At 50.7% G+C, this 16,402-nt stretch carries 16 protein-coding genes; 11 read left to right on the forward strand and 5 right to left on the reverse strand.

Going from position 1 to position 16,402, the window contains the following annotated elements; all coding sequences use genetic code 11:
• Window positions 1-69 precede the first annotated feature (69 nt).
• Window positions 70-495, reverse strand: a complete 426-nt coding sequence (gene aroQ, locus CRO74_RS10175; protein WP_097125829.1) for a type II 3-dehydroquinate dehydratase — start codon at window positions 493-495, stop codon at window positions 70-72.
• Window positions 496-595: 100 nt separating this feature from the next.
• Between aroQ and xerD the strand changes: the two genes are divergently transcribed.
• Entirely contained in the window at window positions 596-1,513 is a 918-nt protein-coding gene (gene xerD / locus CRO74_RS10180; RefSeq protein ID WP_097125830.1) for a site-specific tyrosine recombinase XerD, read from the forward strand.
• 1 nt (window position 1,514) lies between these two features.
• On the opposite strand, the gene CRO74_RS10185 is transcribed toward xerD, so the two are convergent.
• Window positions 1,515-2,051: a DUF8685 domain-containing protein gene (locus CRO74_RS10185; RefSeq protein ID WP_097125831.1), complete on the reverse strand. Its 537-nt coding sequence runs from the start codon at window positions 2,049-2,051 to the stop codon at window positions 1,515-1,517.
• A 78-nt stretch (window positions 2,052-2,129) separates the two neighbouring features.
• Between CRO74_RS10185 and CRO74_RS10190 the strand changes: the two genes are divergently transcribed.
• Window positions 2,130-3,326 carry an aminotransferase class V-fold PLP-dependent enzyme gene (locus CRO74_RS10190; protein WP_097125832.1) on the forward strand — a complete coding sequence of 399 codons (1,197 nt, stop codon included), beginning with the start codon at window positions 2,130-2,132 and terminating at the stop codon, window positions 3,324-3,326.
• A gap of 145 nt (window positions 3,327-3,471) precedes the next feature.
• Here the strand turns inward: CRO74_RS10190 and gloA2 are convergent, their stop codons facing one another.
• The 3 genes from gloA2 to CRO74_RS10205 are packed head-to-tail and all read right to left on the reverse strand — an operon-like array spanning window position 3,472 to window position 4,620.
• Window positions 3,472-3,861: an SMU1112c/YaeR family gloxylase I-like metalloprotein gene (gene gloA2 / locus CRO74_RS10195; RefSeq protein ID WP_097125833.1), complete on the reverse strand. Its 390-nt coding sequence runs from the start codon at window positions 3,859-3,861 to the stop codon at window positions 3,472-3,474.
• Between the two features lie 5 nt (window positions 3,862-3,866).
• Window positions 3,867-4,061, reverse strand: coding sequence for a hypothetical protein (locus CRO74_RS10200; protein ID WP_097125834.1), 195 nt, complete (start codon window positions 4,059-4,061; stop codon window positions 3,867-3,869).
• 55 nt (window positions 4,062-4,116) lie between these two features.
• Window positions 4,117-4,620 carry a SixA phosphatase family protein gene (locus tag CRO74_RS10205; protein WP_097125835.1) on the reverse strand — a complete coding sequence of 168 codons (504 nt, stop codon included), beginning with the start codon at window positions 4,618-4,620 and terminating at the stop codon, window positions 4,117-4,119.
• Window positions 4,621-4,881: 261 nt separating this feature from the next.
• Between CRO74_RS10205 and asnS the strand changes: the two genes are divergently transcribed.
• The 9 genes from asnS to CRO74_RS10250 all read left to right on the forward strand — a co-directional run bounded on the left by asnS (window position 4,882) and on the right by CRO74_RS10250 (window position 16,373).
• Window positions 4,882-6,321, forward strand: coding sequence for an asparagine--tRNA ligase (asnS, locus tag CRO74_RS10210; protein WP_097125836.1), 1,440 nt, complete (start codon window positions 4,882-4,884; stop codon window positions 6,319-6,321).
• A 101-nt stretch (window positions 6,322-6,422) separates the two neighbouring features.
• Window positions 6,423-7,505: a complex I subunit 1/NuoH family protein gene (locus CRO74_RS10215; RefSeq protein WP_097125837.1), complete on the forward strand. Its 1,083-nt coding sequence runs from the start codon at window positions 6,423-6,425 to the stop codon at window positions 7,503-7,505.
• A gap of 21 nt (window positions 7,506-7,526) precedes the next feature.
• A complete protein-coding gene (locus CRO74_RS10220) occupies window positions 7,527-8,342 on the forward strand; it encodes an ion transporter (RefSeq protein WP_097125838.1) in 816 nt (271 codons plus the stop codon).
• A gap of 154 nt (window positions 8,343-8,496) precedes the next feature.
• Window positions 8,497-9,189, forward strand: coding sequence for a phosphatase PAP2-related protein (locus CRO74_RS10225; RefSeq protein WP_097125839.1), 693 nt, complete (start codon window positions 8,497-8,499; stop codon window positions 9,187-9,189).
• Between the two features lie 483 nt (window positions 9,190-9,672).
• A complete protein-coding gene (locus CRO74_RS10230; protein WP_097125840.1) occupies window positions 9,673-10,488 on the forward strand; it encodes a phytanoyl-CoA dioxygenase family protein in 816 nt (271 codons plus the stop codon).
• Between the two features lie 105 nt (window positions 10,489-10,593).
• A complete protein-coding gene (locus tag CRO74_RS10235) occupies window positions 10,594-11,367 on the forward strand; it encodes an SDR family NAD(P)-dependent oxidoreductase (RefSeq protein ID WP_097125841.1) in 774 nt (257 codons plus the stop codon).
• 284 nt (window positions 11,368-11,651) lie between these two features.
• Complete coding sequence (locus CRO74_RS10240) at window positions 11,652-13,112, forward strand: DEAD/DEAH box helicase (RefSeq protein ID WP_097125842.1); 1,461 nt, start codon at window positions 11,652-11,654, stop codon at window positions 13,110-13,112.
• A 119-nt stretch (window positions 13,113-13,231) separates the two neighbouring features.
• A complete protein-coding gene (locus CRO74_RS10245) occupies window positions 13,232-15,388 on the forward strand; it encodes a BamB-related PQQ repeat family beta-propellar protein (RefSeq protein WP_097125843.1) in 2,157 nt (718 codons plus the stop codon).
• Between the two features lie 211 nt (window positions 15,389-15,599).
• Window positions 15,600-16,373 (forward strand): DUF2490 domain-containing protein, encoded by a 774-nt coding sequence (locus CRO74_RS10250; protein ID WP_097125844.1) that lies wholly within the window; start codon window positions 15,600-15,602, stop codon window positions 16,371-16,373.
• The last annotated feature ends 29 nt before the right edge of the window (window positions 16,374-16,402 follow it).

A 16,402-nucleotide genomic window follows, 5' to 3' on the forward strand; every position in this document is an offset into this window, starting at 1 on the left:
CGAGGAGTTAGTAGATAACAGAGAAGTAGATGCAGGAATAGAAATGAGGAGTTAAGATAATGTCCTACATCATGCATCATTCAATAAATACCGCACGGCCATCTCATACCCCAACAACCCTAGACCAACGACGACGCCTTTGCATTTGGCCGACAAATAGCTGTGGTGCCGAAACGACTCGCGGGCATGAACATTGGAAATATGCACCTCTACAGCGGGTGCCGTTACAGCCGACAGCGCATCGGCAATGGCGATGGATGTGTGGGTGTAAGCCCCGGCATTAATGACGATGCCGTCCACATCGAAGCCCAGTTCGTGAATTTTATCAATCAGTTCGCCTTCGTGATTCGACTGAAAATAGCGAAGTTGCACGTCGGGAAACTGTGCTTCGAGCGTTTCCAGATACCCAACGAACGAGCGGTTCCCATAAATTGTCGGCTCGCGTTTGCCTAACAGGTTGAGGTTAGGGCCGTTAATGATTAACAGTTGTTTCATATAATGTATGATGGTTAATGAATAATGGTTAATGAACCAGAGGAATAAACAACCACTCAACTATTATTCATTAACAATTATAAATTATTCATTCACTCCTATGTGGCAAAGTTATATAAACGCCTTTAAGAACTACCTCAAACTAGAACGGTCGCTGGCCGAAAATTCGGTGGAGGCCTATCTGCATGATGCCGAAAAACTGTACGAATACATACTGCTGACCGACCCCGCCCGGACGCCCATGCAGGTTACGGAGAAGGAGCTGATGAACTTCCTGAAGTATCTGGGTGAGTTGGGTTTATCGGCGCACAGCCAGGCCCGGATGCTGTCGGGTATAAAATCGTTTTTCAAATACTTATTGCTAGAAGGGTTAATCCAGCGTGACCCTACTCAGTTACTGGAATCGCCCAAACTGGGCCGAAAACTTCCCGACACGCTTAGTTTTCCCGAAATTGAAGACATACTGGCCGCCATCGACCTCTCCACCCCCGGCGGCACCCGCGATCGTGCCATGCTGGAAGTTCTTTACAGTTCAGGACTGCGCGTGTCTGAACTGCTCAATCTCCGCCTGACAAACTGTTTTTTTACCGAAGGTTTCGTGCGCGTTCTGGGAAAAGGCGACAAAGTACGGCTGGTACCCATTGGCGAAGATGCCATGCATTATACCCGTATTTATGTGGAACACGTTCGGCAAAAGCTGGATGTACAGAAGGGCGATGAGGACACGATTTTCCTCAATCTACGCGGCAAACAGCTTTCGCGCATTTCGGTCTTTACGACCATCAAAAAACTGGCATCTGAGGTGGGTATCAAAAAGACGATCAGCCCCCACACCTTCCGGCATTCGTTCGCGACGCACCTTATTGAAGGGGGCGCTGATTTACGGGCCGTCCAGCAGATGCTTGGCCATGAGTCCATCACAACCACCGAAATCTACACCCACCTGGATCGCGATTATTTACAGCAGACTTTAAAAGAGTATCACCCTAGAGCAAAGGGACAGCGGGTGCAGCGGTAAATCAGGCTTCGACAGACGTCTTTTCGCCAACAAATTGCTGATGCTGGTTCTTGAACAAGACATTGAACGAGGTCAGACTACCGTAAATACGGGTGATGTACTGCTGAATGTTTACCTTTTCCTCATCGTCCATGTTACTGGCATTTACGCGCTGTTCAAGAACCCGAAGGCGGTCGCGCACCATTACGATTTTATGAAAAAAGGCATCTATTGGTATTTCTTTAGAGGACAGATCAGTCCGACCGGGTTTGAGAATAAGCTTCCCTCCTTTCCATTTATCACCCAGTGGGACAACTTCGGTCTGGTCAGCCCAGCGTTGAAGAATGCGCCCCAATGACTGTTCGACATCGAATAAGCTGACCAGATCACTATCCGGTTCTATAGCCTCTATAATCGTTAGTGGCGCGTCGAATTTAAGTATCTTCACGCCCTGTTCGAGAAAGGTAACGATGTACCCATTCGATTTTAGATTAATGACGACTCCGTTACCAAACTCATCGTGCTGAATGCGTGAACCAATGCCCAACAGGGTATTCATAATAAGAATTGTTTATACATTTCAGCCTCGTATTTACAAACCCCGTGCCAGAATAATTTAACCGATCAGTCTTTCTTTATGCTTACTGTCGCTTCGCCACTAACGACCCAAAAAGATAAATTCTCCCTTCCAGACGGTATCCACTACCTGAACTGCGCCACCCGCTCGCCCCTCAGCCGAACGGTTGAGCAGGCAGGTCACGATGCCGTTCACCGCGACAGCAATCCCTTTGGCCTGCGTCCCGACGACTTTTTCAGCGCTGCCATTCGCGTCCGAACGTTATTCTCCGAACTCATTAACAATCCAGACCCCGATCGAATTGCGGTGGTGCCTTCCGTTTCGTATGGCATGGCGGTGGTGGCCAGAAATCTCCCGAACAAACCCGGCATCAGGGCCGGGCAGCACATTGTGCTTGTCGGCAGTGAATTTCCCAGTGATGTTTACGCATGGGACCGCGTTTGTGCAGACCTGGGCCTGACGATTAAAACCGTGCCCATGCCCAATGAATTCCCCAGAGGGCCACGCTGGAATGAGCAGTTGCTGGACGCTATCGACAGCAATACGGCGCTGGTTATTGCCCCACCCGTTCATTGGATGTACGGTATCCGTTTCGATTTGGAGGCTGTAGGGCACCGGGCGCGCGAGGTGGGTGCCTGGCTAGCCGTAGATGGCACGCAAGCCATTGGTGCCCTGCCCTTCGACCTCACGGCGATCCAACCCGACGCCGTCATTTGCGCAGGGTATAAGTGGCTGATGGGTCCCTATTCCCTCGGTTTGGCCTATTATGGTGTAGCCTTTGACGAAGGCATTCCACTGGAAGAAGGCTGGATGAATCGACTCGACAGCAATCAGTTTCATAAATTGATGGATTACCAGCCCATTTATCGACCCAAAGCGTACCGGTATAACGTAGGCGAACACACGCATTTTATCCAGATGCCCATGCTCGAAGCCTCTCTGGAGCAGCTTCTCGACTGGCAACCGGAACGGATTCAGACCTACACCAGCGAGCTTATGCAGCATGCCTGGCCAGCCCTGGAGCAACTTGGCTGTCAGGTGGAACCCCTCAATGGAAACCAGGGACGGAGCCACCATTTGGTTGGCTTATGGCTACCCGAACACGTCGATCCAATGACCGTTCAACAGGCATTACAAGCCGAAAAAGTGTCTGTTTCGGCCAGAGCGCGAGCCTTACGCATTGCCCCACATGTCTACAACACGCCCGAGGACACCGACGCACTGGTACGGGTGCTGACAAAGGTGTTAGCTATGTAGAGACGCAACCCTTTGCGTCTCTCCTCATGCGACAGCAACCCTTTGCGTCTCTCCTCATGCGACAGCAACCCTTTGCGTCTCTTTTTTGCGCCAGTTGCTGTCGCACGAGGAGACGCAAGGTATTGCCGGTCCGCCGGTGCGGTCTCTACAATTCATAAAATTCTAATGGCAAATCGTCCGGATCGGCGAAGAAGGTAAATCGCTTACTGGTGTGGGCATCCACCCGAACAGGCTCCGTTTCTACTCCATTTTCGTTCAGATGCGCAATAGCTGCATCGAGGTCCGGGACGGCAAAGGCTAAATGGCGTAACCCAAGCGCTTCGGGTCGGGAAGGCCGTTTAGGCGGATCTGGAAACGAAAACAACTCAATGATATACTGGCCATTTAGAGCCAAATCGAGCTTATACGAGTTTCGCTCGGCCCGAAAGTACTCGCCGAGAATAGAGAGGCCTAGTATTTCGGTATAAAATCGTTTCGACGTTTCGTAATCCGAGCAAATGAGGGCAATATGATGAACAGCAGCCAGATTGAGCATAAGGACTAGGGCGTAAGTAACGTGTCTGTTGCCAATGTATCAGTCGCAACGCCATCTTTGGCCGTTGGTAGTGCCCGTTCCACTTCCCGGCGTTTGTTCCAGGGTGCCGTAGTTCGACGGCCCATGTCGACGGCAATTAGAATGACAATGGATGTGAAAAGAATAAAAACGGTGATAAAAATCTTACGGTTTCGGTTCATACCCTGTTCTGGTTATTAGTGTACTACAGCTATTCAGGCACTGTATTACATCAGCTTATTCCTGGGGAAGTTGCTTGGGGGCAATCTGAAACACCACGCTTCCCGTCCGACCCGAGACTTCAGCCCAATTCGTGCCATCAAAGGTAATAGCCACAACGGCTCCTTTGCTCATCGAGCCAATGTTCTGGTGCGTTAAAAACTCAGCCAGATACGACACATCGGGATTGTGCCCCACAATCATCACCGATTTCAGATCGTTCGGTAATGCATTGATGGCAGCCAGGTACGCTTTGGGTCCGCCATCAAATAGCAGGTCGTTTAACTGAATCGTTGCCGGGTCGTAGCCAATTTGCTCCGCAATCACCTTGGCAGTGTCTTTGGCGCGAGGGGCGGTACTGCTGATTAGCGCATCGGGGGCAATGGATTTCCCATGAAGGTAACGCCCTATCCGGGCGGCTGCCATGATTCCATCGGAAGTTAGTTGACGATCGTGGTCAGACATGAACATCGCACGGTCTTCGGCTTTCGCATGTCGAACGATATAAAGTGTAATTGGCATAATAGAGAGAGGTAGGTTGCAAAAATAATAGCCTGGCAGGCTGCTAGCTAACTAACATGTAAGAAGTTTCCCGTATACCGTTATATTTATTCTGTATGCATATAAAAACAAAGTTAAAGTGAAGTCTATAGCTTTTATTAGTGCATGAGCGTTACAAACCAGATCTATCCAACTTTATAGGTGTACGAATCTATTTCTGGGCGTTTCGCGTGACAATCCGTACTTTTGCGCCCACAATCACTATCCGGTCGCTGTTTTAGTATGAGTTATCAATCCATTCAACAATTATTAAAAACCGCCCCAACTGGCACAGAAGTGACCGTTAAGGGCTGGGTCCGTACCAAGCGGGAAAGTAAAAACGCGGTCTTTATTGCCCTAAATGATGGTTCTACCATTAATACCATTCAGGCGGTGGCCGAGTCGGGTCAGCTTCCCGAAGAAACGCTGAAACTCATCACAACCGGTGCTTGCCTGGCCGTTACGGGTCAGTTGGTGGAGTCGCAGGGGGCCGGACAGGCGGTTGAAGTTAAAATTGCCAACGTGACCATTTACGGCCCCGCCGACCCGGACAAATACCCGCTGCAGCCCAAACGGCACTCGCTGGAATTCCTGCGCGAAATTGCCCACCTGCGGCCTCGTACCAATACGTTCAGTGCTATTTTACGCATCCGGCACGCCTTGGCCTTCGCCGTTCATAAATACTTCAATGACAACGGATTCTTTTACCTGAACACACCCATCATTACGGCCTCCGATGCCGAAGGTGCCGGTGAAATGTTCCGGGTAACGACGCTCGATGCCACCAAACCACCGTTAACCGAAGATGGAAAGGTTGATTACAGCCAGGATTTCTTTGGTCGCGAAACCAACCTGACCGTATCCGGTCAGCTGGAGGGTGAGCTGGGCGCACTGGCGCTGGGTAAGATTTATACATTTGGCCCTACATTCCGGGCCGAAAACTCCAACACCACCCGCCACCTCGCCGAGTTCTGGATGATTGAGCCGGAAATGGCCTTCTTCGAACTGGAAGACAACATGAATCTGGCCGAAGATTTCGTTAAAACCGTTATCCGGTACGCGCTGCAACACTGCGCCGATGACCTTGCCTTCCTGGATACCCGTCTGAAAGACGAAGAAAAAACCAAAAAGAAGGAGGAACAGAGTGAATTAGGCTTACTTGAAAAACTTCAGTTTGTGATCAGCAACGAATTCGTTCGGCTGACCTACACCGAAGCCATCGACATCCTGGTGAATTCCAAACCGGCGAAGAAGGGCCAGTTCCAGTACGAAGTAAGTTGGGGCGTCGATCTACAGTCGGAGCATGAGCGGTATCTGGTGGAAAAACACTTTAAGAAACCAGTAATCCTGACCAACTACCCCCGCGAAATCAAGGCGTTTTACATGAAACAAGATCCAGATGGTAAAACGGTTAGGGCCATGGACGTTCTGTTTCCCGGCATCGGCGAAATCATTGGCGGCTCCCAGCGTGAGGATGACCTCGACAAGCTCACCGCTCGTATGCAGGAGGTTGGCATTGAACCCGAAGCGCTGTGGTGGTATCTGGATACGCGTCGTTTCGGGTCGGCACCCCACGCCGGATTTGGCCTTGGCTTCGAGCGACTGGTTCTGTTCGTAACCGGTATGGGCAACATCCGCGATGTGATCCCCTTCCCACGCGCACCGAAAACGGCTGAGTTTTAATCGTAGAGACGCAATACCTTGCGTCTTCTGACCGGACGGAATTGTATTTTCTATCCAAGCCTCGGAGACGCAAGGTATTGCGTCTCTATAAAAGACAACTTATGCTTGCACTCCCCATTTTCCTAGCCCTGGCTTCCGGCTTTGTGGTCGTAGGTGTTTACACCGAACGAAAGGTCTCCGCATTCATGCAGGACCGCCTGGGTCCGATGGAAACGGGAAAATGGGGGCTACTTCAGCTTTTTGCTGACTTACTGAAACTCCTTCAGAAAGAGGACATTGTGCCCACAGCGGCCGACCGTCGGCTTTTCCTGCTGGCACCCGCCATTATTTTCGCTTCGGTCTTTGCGGGTTTTGCGGTGCTTCCTCTCTCGCCGGATTTGCAGGGTTCAGGAGCATCCGTTGGAGTTTTCTACCTGATGGCTATTGTTTCTTTCGACGTTGTGGGTATTCTGATGGCGGGTTGGGGCTCCAATAATAAGTACTCGCTGTTTGGCGCCATGCGGTCGGTAGCGCAAATCATTTCCTACGAAATTCCGCTGGGCCTCACCATTCTGTGTGTGGTCATGATTTGCCAGACGCTCAACCTACAAACACTGAGTTTTCAACAGGGCATTTACACCCACGAAACAAACTACCTTTTCGGCTTGAAAGCCACAGGTATCGACGTGACCGGATGGGGTGGTATTTTCTCCTGGAACATCCTCCGGAACCCATTTCTACTCATTGCATACGTCGTCTTTTTCATCTGTACACTGGCCGAAAGTAACCGGGCACCCTTCGATCTACCCGAGGGCGAATCCGAAATCGTAGCCGGTTTTCACACCGAATATTCGGGAATGCGCTTTGCGTTGCTTTACTTATCCGAGTATGCCATGATGCTGCTGGTCTCTTTTCTGGGTGCCGTCCTGTTTCTGGGAAGCTGGAACACGCCCCTTCCCAATATCGGCCCGGTCAAACTGGCCGATTGGACGAGCGGGGCACCCGGCACACTGTGGGGCAATCTGACGGGCGCATTCTGGCTGCTTTCCAAGGTATTTTTTGCGGTGCTGCTGCAAATGTGGGTGCGCTGGACGTTCCCCCGCGTTCGAGTCGATCAGATGATGTATTTATGCTGGAAAGTGCTGACACCGGTTGGGCTGGCTCTCCTGCTGATTTCGGGCATCTGGCGATTGTTAATGGTTTAGGCTCTAAACGAAACCAGTATTATGGAATCTGGATGGCAACGTTTTCGGCACCGATTGCACGAAATAATCTTCGAAGCCGATACCTGGGCTGGTCGCGCTTTCGACATTACGCTCCTCTTCCTGATCATGCTGAGTGTACTCGCGGTTATTCTGGAGAGTATACCATCCCTGACCCACTCGTATGGGCCTGTTTTCGATAACATTGAGTGGCTGTTTACCGGCCTGTTTACCATTGAATACCTCCTCCGCATTATCAGTATCCGTCAGCCCCTGCGGTACATGACCAGCTTTTTCGGGCTCGTCGACCTGCTGGCTATTTTACCGAGTTACCTCGGTTTGTTTCTGTTTGGAGCGCACGAGCTGGCGGCTGTCCGTATTCTTCGGCTCCTGCGTATTTTTCGAATCCTGAAACTGGGTGAATACACCTCGGCGGCTTCTATACTTGCCTATTCGTTACGGGAAAGCCGGGCCAAGATTACGGTCTTCTTCGTGGCTATTTTCACATTGGTCATTACGCTTGGCTCCATGATGTATGTAGTGGAAGGGCACGCCAACGGATTTGAAAGTATTCCCCTGAGCATTTATTGGGCGGTTATCACGATTACCACCGTCGGCTACGGCGATATTGTACCCAGCACGGCCATGGGCAAGTTCATCGCTACCCTAATCATGCTACTCGGGTACGTAATCATTGCGGTACCAACCGGAATCGTGGCGGTTAGCCTGACGGCGGCTAGCAAAAAGCATGAGATTTCGACCCAGGCCTGCCCCAATTGCGGGCGGCAGGGCCACGATCCCGATGCGGTTCATTGCAAATACTGTGGAGCTGCTCTATAAGTTACCGAGCGGCATTTTCACCTTCACTAAACTCCACTTTCTATTTTTAAAGCGTATTGGCCTGTTAACTATTCTCATGTTGTTGAGTTCGATTAGAAGATAAACGGTGATTTTTCCTTCTACTTCGTAAATTTGCGGCCTTTTACAGGTTTACATGTCAATTCTAACACCTAATCCAATCGGCGATTTTGTCTGGCAAAAAGCCTGGCAATTTCCGGCCTTTCGCAGGAAATTTATTCTGGGCATTATCCTCGTTCTGATTTTATTGCTCACATTCCCGTACTTTTTTCAAACGATTCAGCAGCACTCGGGCCCGGTCTTAAACGACTGGGTTCTTAACCAGATACCCGCGCAGGACGTATCGCTCGGTATTTTTTTATCGATCTGGGCTACAGCTTTATTGTTATTGATCCGCGCCCGGCGAAGTCCCGCCATTTTTATGATGTTCATTTACAGCTACCTGATTGTCAGTCTGTCCCGTATGATTAGCATCAACCTGGTACCGCTCGATCCACCGGTAGGGCTTATTCCGTTGATCGACCCGCTGAGTAATGCCTTTTACGGCAAGACCTTCATCACGAAGGATCTGTTTTATTCAGGCCACACATCTACTATCTTTTTGATGTTCTTATGCTTACGCCAACGGTGGGACCGCCTGTTTGCCTTTATTGGTACTCTCATTGTGGGCAGTTTATTGCTGGTGCAGCACGTCCATTACACCATTGATGTACTGGGAGCCTTTGTTTTCACCTACCCACTGTACTGGCTCGGAAAGAAGTTCGCCTTGAGGGGCTGGAACACGCTTGCTGTGGAGAGTAATGACGATCAGAACGCTTCGCCTAACTGAAAATACAGTTAATGGGAATGGCTCCGGCCAATCCCCCATCCATAATCGACGCGGAGGTTGAGTCGCTCTTTACCCTTACTCGGCCAGCCGAAATGTGAAAGACCCAGCTACCCATTAGACCAATCTGTTTCGATGGAGCGGGAAATTAAGGGTAGAAGTAGGGTATTTCTGGTTTTTAGTCGTTGATTTGGGAGGGGCTCGAAGGGCAACTTTAAACTATCTGACTGGCTGCATGAGGGCATTAAACCATCTACCAACAGACTGATTAACAGCAAAATCGACCTTTTATACAGTAAGTTACGGACTAGAACTTGAGTGACCGTTTATTAAAGTCACATTAATTAAATTGCGGCAAAGTAATCCTAAAATTGTAAATTTCGTAGATTTGAGCCTTTAATAAACCGTTAAACTTGCGCTCATCCAGTTGGAGCGCGGTCGCCGGTCGGCATCAAGGATGGAACCTCCGAATTGTAAACCACCGATATGAGCAAATTAAACTTGCCGCCCTTTACATTGGGCGAAACGATTACCCCCGAACAACGCCAGTTTTTCAACAAAAATGGCGTCATCGTATTTCGTAATTTTATTCACCCCGAAACCGTTAAGTTATTCATCAGCGAGGTTGAACGAATAGAGAAAGAATGGCTGGCCGAAGGGCGTGATAAAGTCAATGGTGTGCCCCTCAAATTCGGTCAGGACGAAGAGGGGAATTCAATGATTCAGCGGATGTGCTTTTTGTCCCAGCACAGCAACGTACTCCATGAGTTTTTGCAGGACCCACGCCTACAAGCCGTTGTTGACCTCCTCCAGCCCTACGAAGGACGCATCGCCGAAATCGAAAAGGATGGCCTGATTCTGAATCACTACGTTCGGACGCCAAACAGTAAGTTTTCGCAGATGGGCTGGCATACGGATAGCCCCCGCGATATTTTTCTGGGTCAGCGGATCATGCCGATGCTTAATGTGGGTATTCACCTGAATCCAACTCCCTACGAAAACGGCGGGTTACGCGTTATTCCGGGTACGCACAAGCAGGGCCTTTTCAAAATGCTGTTCCGTAAAAAGTATTTTGTCGATAACGACCCCGATAAACACGAAATTGGCTTCGACATGAACGCGGGCGATTTGTCGGTTCACGATGGTCGGCTTTGGCACCGGGCGCAGCAGTCGCCTTTCGTTGGAGAGGCCAGCCGTCGGCGGGTTATGTACGTTCCCGTGGTAACGGGCAAGTACATGCCGAAAAACGAGAACAGCAAAACGCCATTCTACCACCGGTTTATTTCCAAAGTAAACATTTAATAGTTGTACGTGGTAGGTTCTTAAGCAATAAGTGGCTGACGCATGTTATTAGAACGCGTCAGCCACTTACTGCTTAAGAACCTACCACGTACAACTCAATACCTTATGGCCTACGCCTTAATTACAGGAGCCAGCAAGGGCATTGGCCTGGCCATTGCCCGGGACCTAGCCCGACGAAAAATTGATCTGCTGCTCATCGCCCGATCCGAATCGCTGTTACAGCAGGTGGCGGGTCAGTTGGCAAACGAACACGGCATCAAAACCGATTATCTGGCTGTTGATCTGGCCGAAACGGGTGCCGCCAAGCATGTTTTCGACTGGTGTAGCCAAAAGCAATATTCTGTTCAGATGCTGGTCAACAACGCGGGCTACGGGCTAAGTGGCCCTTTTGAGAAACATGCCCTTGCTGAGCACATCAACATGATGAACGTTAACATGACGGCACTCATCGAGTTGACCTATCTGTTCCTGCCCCAGCTTAAGCAGCAGTCCAAAGCCTATATCCTTAACATTGGCAGTTCAGCGGCTTATCAGGCGGTACCCAAGTTAAGTCTGTATTCAGCCTCCAAATCGTTCGTTCTTCAGTTTAGCCGGGGGCTGCATCAGGAGCTGAAACGTACACCGGTTTCGGTTACCTGCGTTTGTCCCGGCTCTACCGACACCAACTTTGTTGACCGGGCGCAGATTGGCGATAAAGGCCGGAAAGCCGCCGAAAAAGTAAATATGACTCCTGAGGAGGTTGCCCGACAGGCCGTAGAAGCCACGCTGGCGGGAAAAACAGAAGTCGTAACCGGTTTTCTGAACAAAGCAGGAAAGTTTATGGCCTGGTTACTCCCCAAAGGGTTGGTTGAACAGACCGCCGGAAGTATTTACGAGTAGACAGCCAAATGACTTACTTATCACCGACCGCTTTCATCAGAGGGCGGTCGTTTTTTTTCTCTGAATCCCCGAAAAATCAGGACCATACCTACCCGACTAAGATCAGGTTTATGGGTAGCTAAACAGAAGCAAAAGGGCCAGATCTATAGCAAAATGCCTAAGATGCGCGAAAATGGCACTTTATTTGCCACATGCCCGTTGTACCAATATAACTTTACAAAGACGTTGGATGCTGGACACTAATCATTACCTTATTCCATTGCCTACCGACGTCCATCCGACACATGCAATTTTCCGATTTATCATTAATTGACCCCATCCTGAAGGCACTCGCTGAAGAAGGATATACCAACCCAACTCCTATCCAGGAAAACGCCATACCAATCTTACTGGGCCGCCGGGATTTATTAGGTTGCGCCCAAACCGGGACCGGTAAAACAGCCGCTTTTGCCATTCCTATTTTACAACTGCTGAGTGAAGAACGAAGCAAAAGTGCTGGCGGTCCCCGTCGGATTAAAACCCTCATTCTGACTCCCACCCGTGAATTAGCGATTCAGATCGCCGAAAGTTTCACGGCTTATGGTCGCCATTTAAACATTCGTAATACGGTTATTTTTGGGGGTGTTTCGCAGCATTCGCAGGTGAACACGCTCAAATCGGGTGTCGATGTGCTGATCGCTACGCCCGGTCGTTTGCTCGACCTTATGAATCAGGGATTTGTTGGGCTCCGTGATGTGCAGTTCTTTGTCCTTGACGAAGCCGACCGCATGCTCGACATGGGCTTTATTCACGACGTGAAGAAAGTCATTGCCAAATTGCCCACGCATCGGCAGTCGCTGTTTTTCTCGGCAACGATGCCACCCGATGTCGCTAAACTGGCCGATACGATTTTAAATAACCCCGCCAAAGTCGAAGTGACGCCCGTATCCTCTACGGCCGACACCATCGAACAGGCGATGTATTTCGTTGGTAAAGAAGATAAGCGTAAACTGCTTGTCCATATTCTCGACGATAAAAACATTAAATCGGCGCTGGTTTTTGCCCGTACCAAACACGGTGCGGACAAAGTCGTAAAAGACCTGCTGAAAGCGGGTATTGGTGCCGAAGCCATTCACGGCAATAAATCACAAAACGCCCGCCAGCGTGCCCTCTCGAACTTTAAAAGCCGGGAAACGCGGGTGCTGGTCGCTACGGATATTGCCGCCCGGGGCATCGACGTCGATGAACTGTCGCACGTGATCAACTACGAACTGCCCAACATTCCGGAAACATACGTTCACCGGATTGGCCGGACGGGCCGCGCGGGTCACGATGGCATTGCACTTTCGTTTTGCGATGCCGAAGAAACCGAGTATCTGCGCGACATTCATAAGTTGATTGGCAAGCGGGTGCCGGTAATCGACAACCACCCGTATGTGCTCGACATTGCTACTGCAACCGTTACTCCAGCTCCTGCCCGGCAGGGACAAGGCCGCGGTGGAAACGGCGGCAACCGCAACAGTAGCGGTCGCTCGGGAGGTTCCGGCAATTCCGGTTCGTTCAATCGGAGTGGTAACACTAACAACAGTCGTCGGGCCGAAAACAGCGGTCCAGCCCGGACAACTGAGCAACGACCATCGGAAGGTAACTTCCGCCGTGACGAAACCAGTGCACCAAAGCGACCTAGCAGCCGTCCGTCGCAGCCCCAAAGTCGGGGCACGGGAAACAGCCGCTTCAGCAATTCCAGTTCTGATAAAAATTATTAACGATTCAGCCCCGGACATTCTCCGGGGCTTTTTGTTTACGTGCAAATCAGCCTGATTTGCGTAGACAGTACATCGTTTCTGCTTTTAGTGTAGATTTGTTAGACTACTCCTTTAGCTTCATGAAACGATTTTTTCTTGCGCTCGGTGGGCTGGCTGTACTGGCAGTTGGCTGGTCTCAGCTAAGCCAGAATACCACCGATACAAAACCGAATGATTACACAAACTGGGGTGAATACCTCGGTGGTCCCGACCGTAGCCATTATTCGGCGCTGACACAAATCACGCCGGAAAACGTTCAGAACTTAACCGTTGCCTGGACCTACTCAGCACCCGACAGTGGTCAGATTCAGGCCAACCCCATTATTGTCGATGGCGTTTTATACAGCGTCACGCCAACCGTGCAGGCCATTGCGCTGGATGCTGCCACGGGTAAAGAAATCTGGAAGTTTGGCAGTCCAACGAAGCAGTCGCTCAGTACCAGCCGGGGCGTTACCTATTGGCAATCCAGCAAACCAGCCGCTACGGGCGAGCCCGAAGCCCGAATTTTGTACACCGTTGGGTCGTTACTCTATGCGCTTGATGCCAAAACGGGGAAACCCATTCCGAGTTTCGGTCAGGATGGGCACGTCGACCTGCACGAAGGTTTGGGCGAGCAGGCCAAAGACAAGTTTGTTATCTCCAATACACCGGGTACGATTTTTGAAGACCTGATCATTATGCCCGTTCGTTTATCGGAAGGGGCCGATGCGGCACCGGGGCATATTCGCGCCTTTAATGTCCGCACGGGAAAACTAGCCTGGATATTTCATACCATTCCGCAACCCGGCGAATATGGCTACGATACCTGGCCCAAAGACACCTACAAAAATACCGATGTGGGTGGAGCCAATAACTGGTCGGGCATGTCGGTCGACCGGCCACGTGGTATCCTGTACGTACCAACTGGCTCAGCCGCGTTCGATTTCTACGGCGGCAACCGTAAAGGGTCAAATCTGTTTGCCAACTGTTTGCTGGCCCTCGATGCCCGCACCGGCAAACGACTCTGGCATTTTCAGGCCGTTCACCACGACATCTGGGACCGCGACTTCCCGGCCCCGCCCAACTTGCTGACGGTGACGACCAAAGGTTCCGACGGCCGCCCCCGGCGTGTAGATGCGGTAGCTCAGGTTACCAAATCGGGCCATGTGCTGGTATTTGATCGGGTCACGGGCAAGCCGCTTTTCCCGATCAAGGAGATGCCAATGCCTAAATCCGACGTTCCGGGAGAGGAAGCCTGGCCCACACAGCCCGTTCCAACCCGTCCGGCTCCCTTTGCCCGGCAGAATTTTACCGAAGCCGACCTCAATCCCTACTCTGAAGACCGCGATACGTTACTGGCTCAGTTCCGGCGGAGTCGCAAGGGAACATTCCAGCCACTAAGCCGACAGGGAACGTTTATTTACCCCGGTCTCGACGGTGGTGCCGAGTGGGGTGGTGCCGCCACCGACCCTAACGGAATCATGTACGTTAATGCCAACGAAGCGGCCTGGCTCATTGCGCTGAACCAGGCTCCTAAACAGGACGAACTGGCCCATTTAACGCTCGGGAACCGGCTTTACACTACAACTTGCTCAAGTTGCCACGGTGCCCAACGGAAGGGTAATGCTGCTAGTGGCTACCCTTCGCTGGTGAACATTGGACAGCGACGCGACCGGGCTTATGTAAACCAGGTAATCAGTCACGGAAAAGGGATGATGCCGGGTTTCGCCCAACTGTCGACGGCAGAAAAACAGGCGTTGGTCGGTTTTCTGTTCGATGATGAAAAGATTGAAGCGGGTGGTCAGGCGTCGAAAGGAAGCAAAGCACCGTTTGTGCCTTACAAAATCTCCGGCTACACGAAGTTTCTCGATAGCAAAGGTCTGTCGGGCATTTCGCCCCCCTGGGGAACGCTCAACGCCATTGACCTTAATACGGGCGAATACCTGTGGAAAATACCCCTCGGCGAAGAACCTGAACTGGCTAAAAAGGGAATTCGCAATACAGGTTCTGAAAACTATGGTGGCCCGGTAGTAACCGCCAGTGGCTTGTTGTTCATCGCGGCTACAAAAGATGGTAAATTCCGGGCTTTCGATAAGAAAACCGGCAAACAACTTTGGGAAACAACGTTACCGGCCGCTGGTTTTGCCACCCCGGCTACCTATCAGGTTGGTAACAAACAATACGTTGTCATTGCCTGTGGGGGCGGTAAACTGGGGGCGAAGAAAGGAAATCAATATGTGGCGTTTTCCCTGCCGTAATGAATAACGGCCCGCTGGTTTAAAATCAATCGTAAAATCAGCGGGCTATTATTCATTACATCATAAAAATCATCTTTTAGGTCGGCTTCCGGCTCATCAGGAATTCTGGCATAGCTGGCAAACCTTTCGTCCGGGAACCAGTCGGTACTAATTTCAAACCTATCAGGCCAGAAAGCACTTATTCAATAAGTGCCTTCTCAACATCAGCCTGATGCAATTTCGTTACCTTCTTTTCTTTACGCTTCTCTCATTAAGCGGTTTCGGGCAGCAAAACCGAATTATTGACCGTAATGCCATTGGGTGGTATACGTTTAACGGCGACCATAAACTAAGCAAACGTTGGGAAATTCATACCGAATACCAATGGCGACGGGTGGAGTTGATTCAGTCCTGGCAACAATCGTTGGCTCGGCTTGGACTGGCCTATACGCTAACAGATCAGGTTAAACTGGCTGGCGGCTATACGTTTTTTACAACTTTTCCCTACGGCGATTACCCAGTGGCCGACGCCGGTGTGCCGACCATCGAAAACCGTACCCATCAGGATATTCAGTTGAGCGCTACGGCAGGGGTGATACAATTAAGCCACCGTTTCAGGCTTGAGCAGCGATGGCTTGGAATCGGTGCCGATGACCAGCCGCGCCATGTTGAGAGCTGGGAGTTTCAGAACCGGGCTCGTTACCAGATTTCAGGGACGATTCCCCTCCAGGGGTCAACCATTGACGACGGCGAATTTTACGCAGACTTCTTCGAGGAGATTTTTATTGGATTTGGCCGGAATGTTGGGCAGAACGTCTTCAACCAGAACCGACTTTCGGGAGGGTTCGGGTATCAGTTCAGCGATGCGTTCAAGATTGAACTGAACTACCTGAACCAGATCACGCAGCACCCGGAGCTGGAACCGATTACCCAAAAGCCCGTTTTTGAAATCAATAACGGCTTCCGTCTGAACGTAAAGTACGATCTGGACTTCAGTAAGAAGTAAGGTTTGTGCGGGGCTATTTTGGTGACCCC

It is taken from the genome of Spirosoma fluviale (assembly GCF_900230225.1).
GTDB classification, from domain to species: domain Bacteria; phylum Bacteroidota; class Bacteroidia; order Cytophagales; family Spirosomataceae; genus Spirosoma; species Spirosoma fluviale.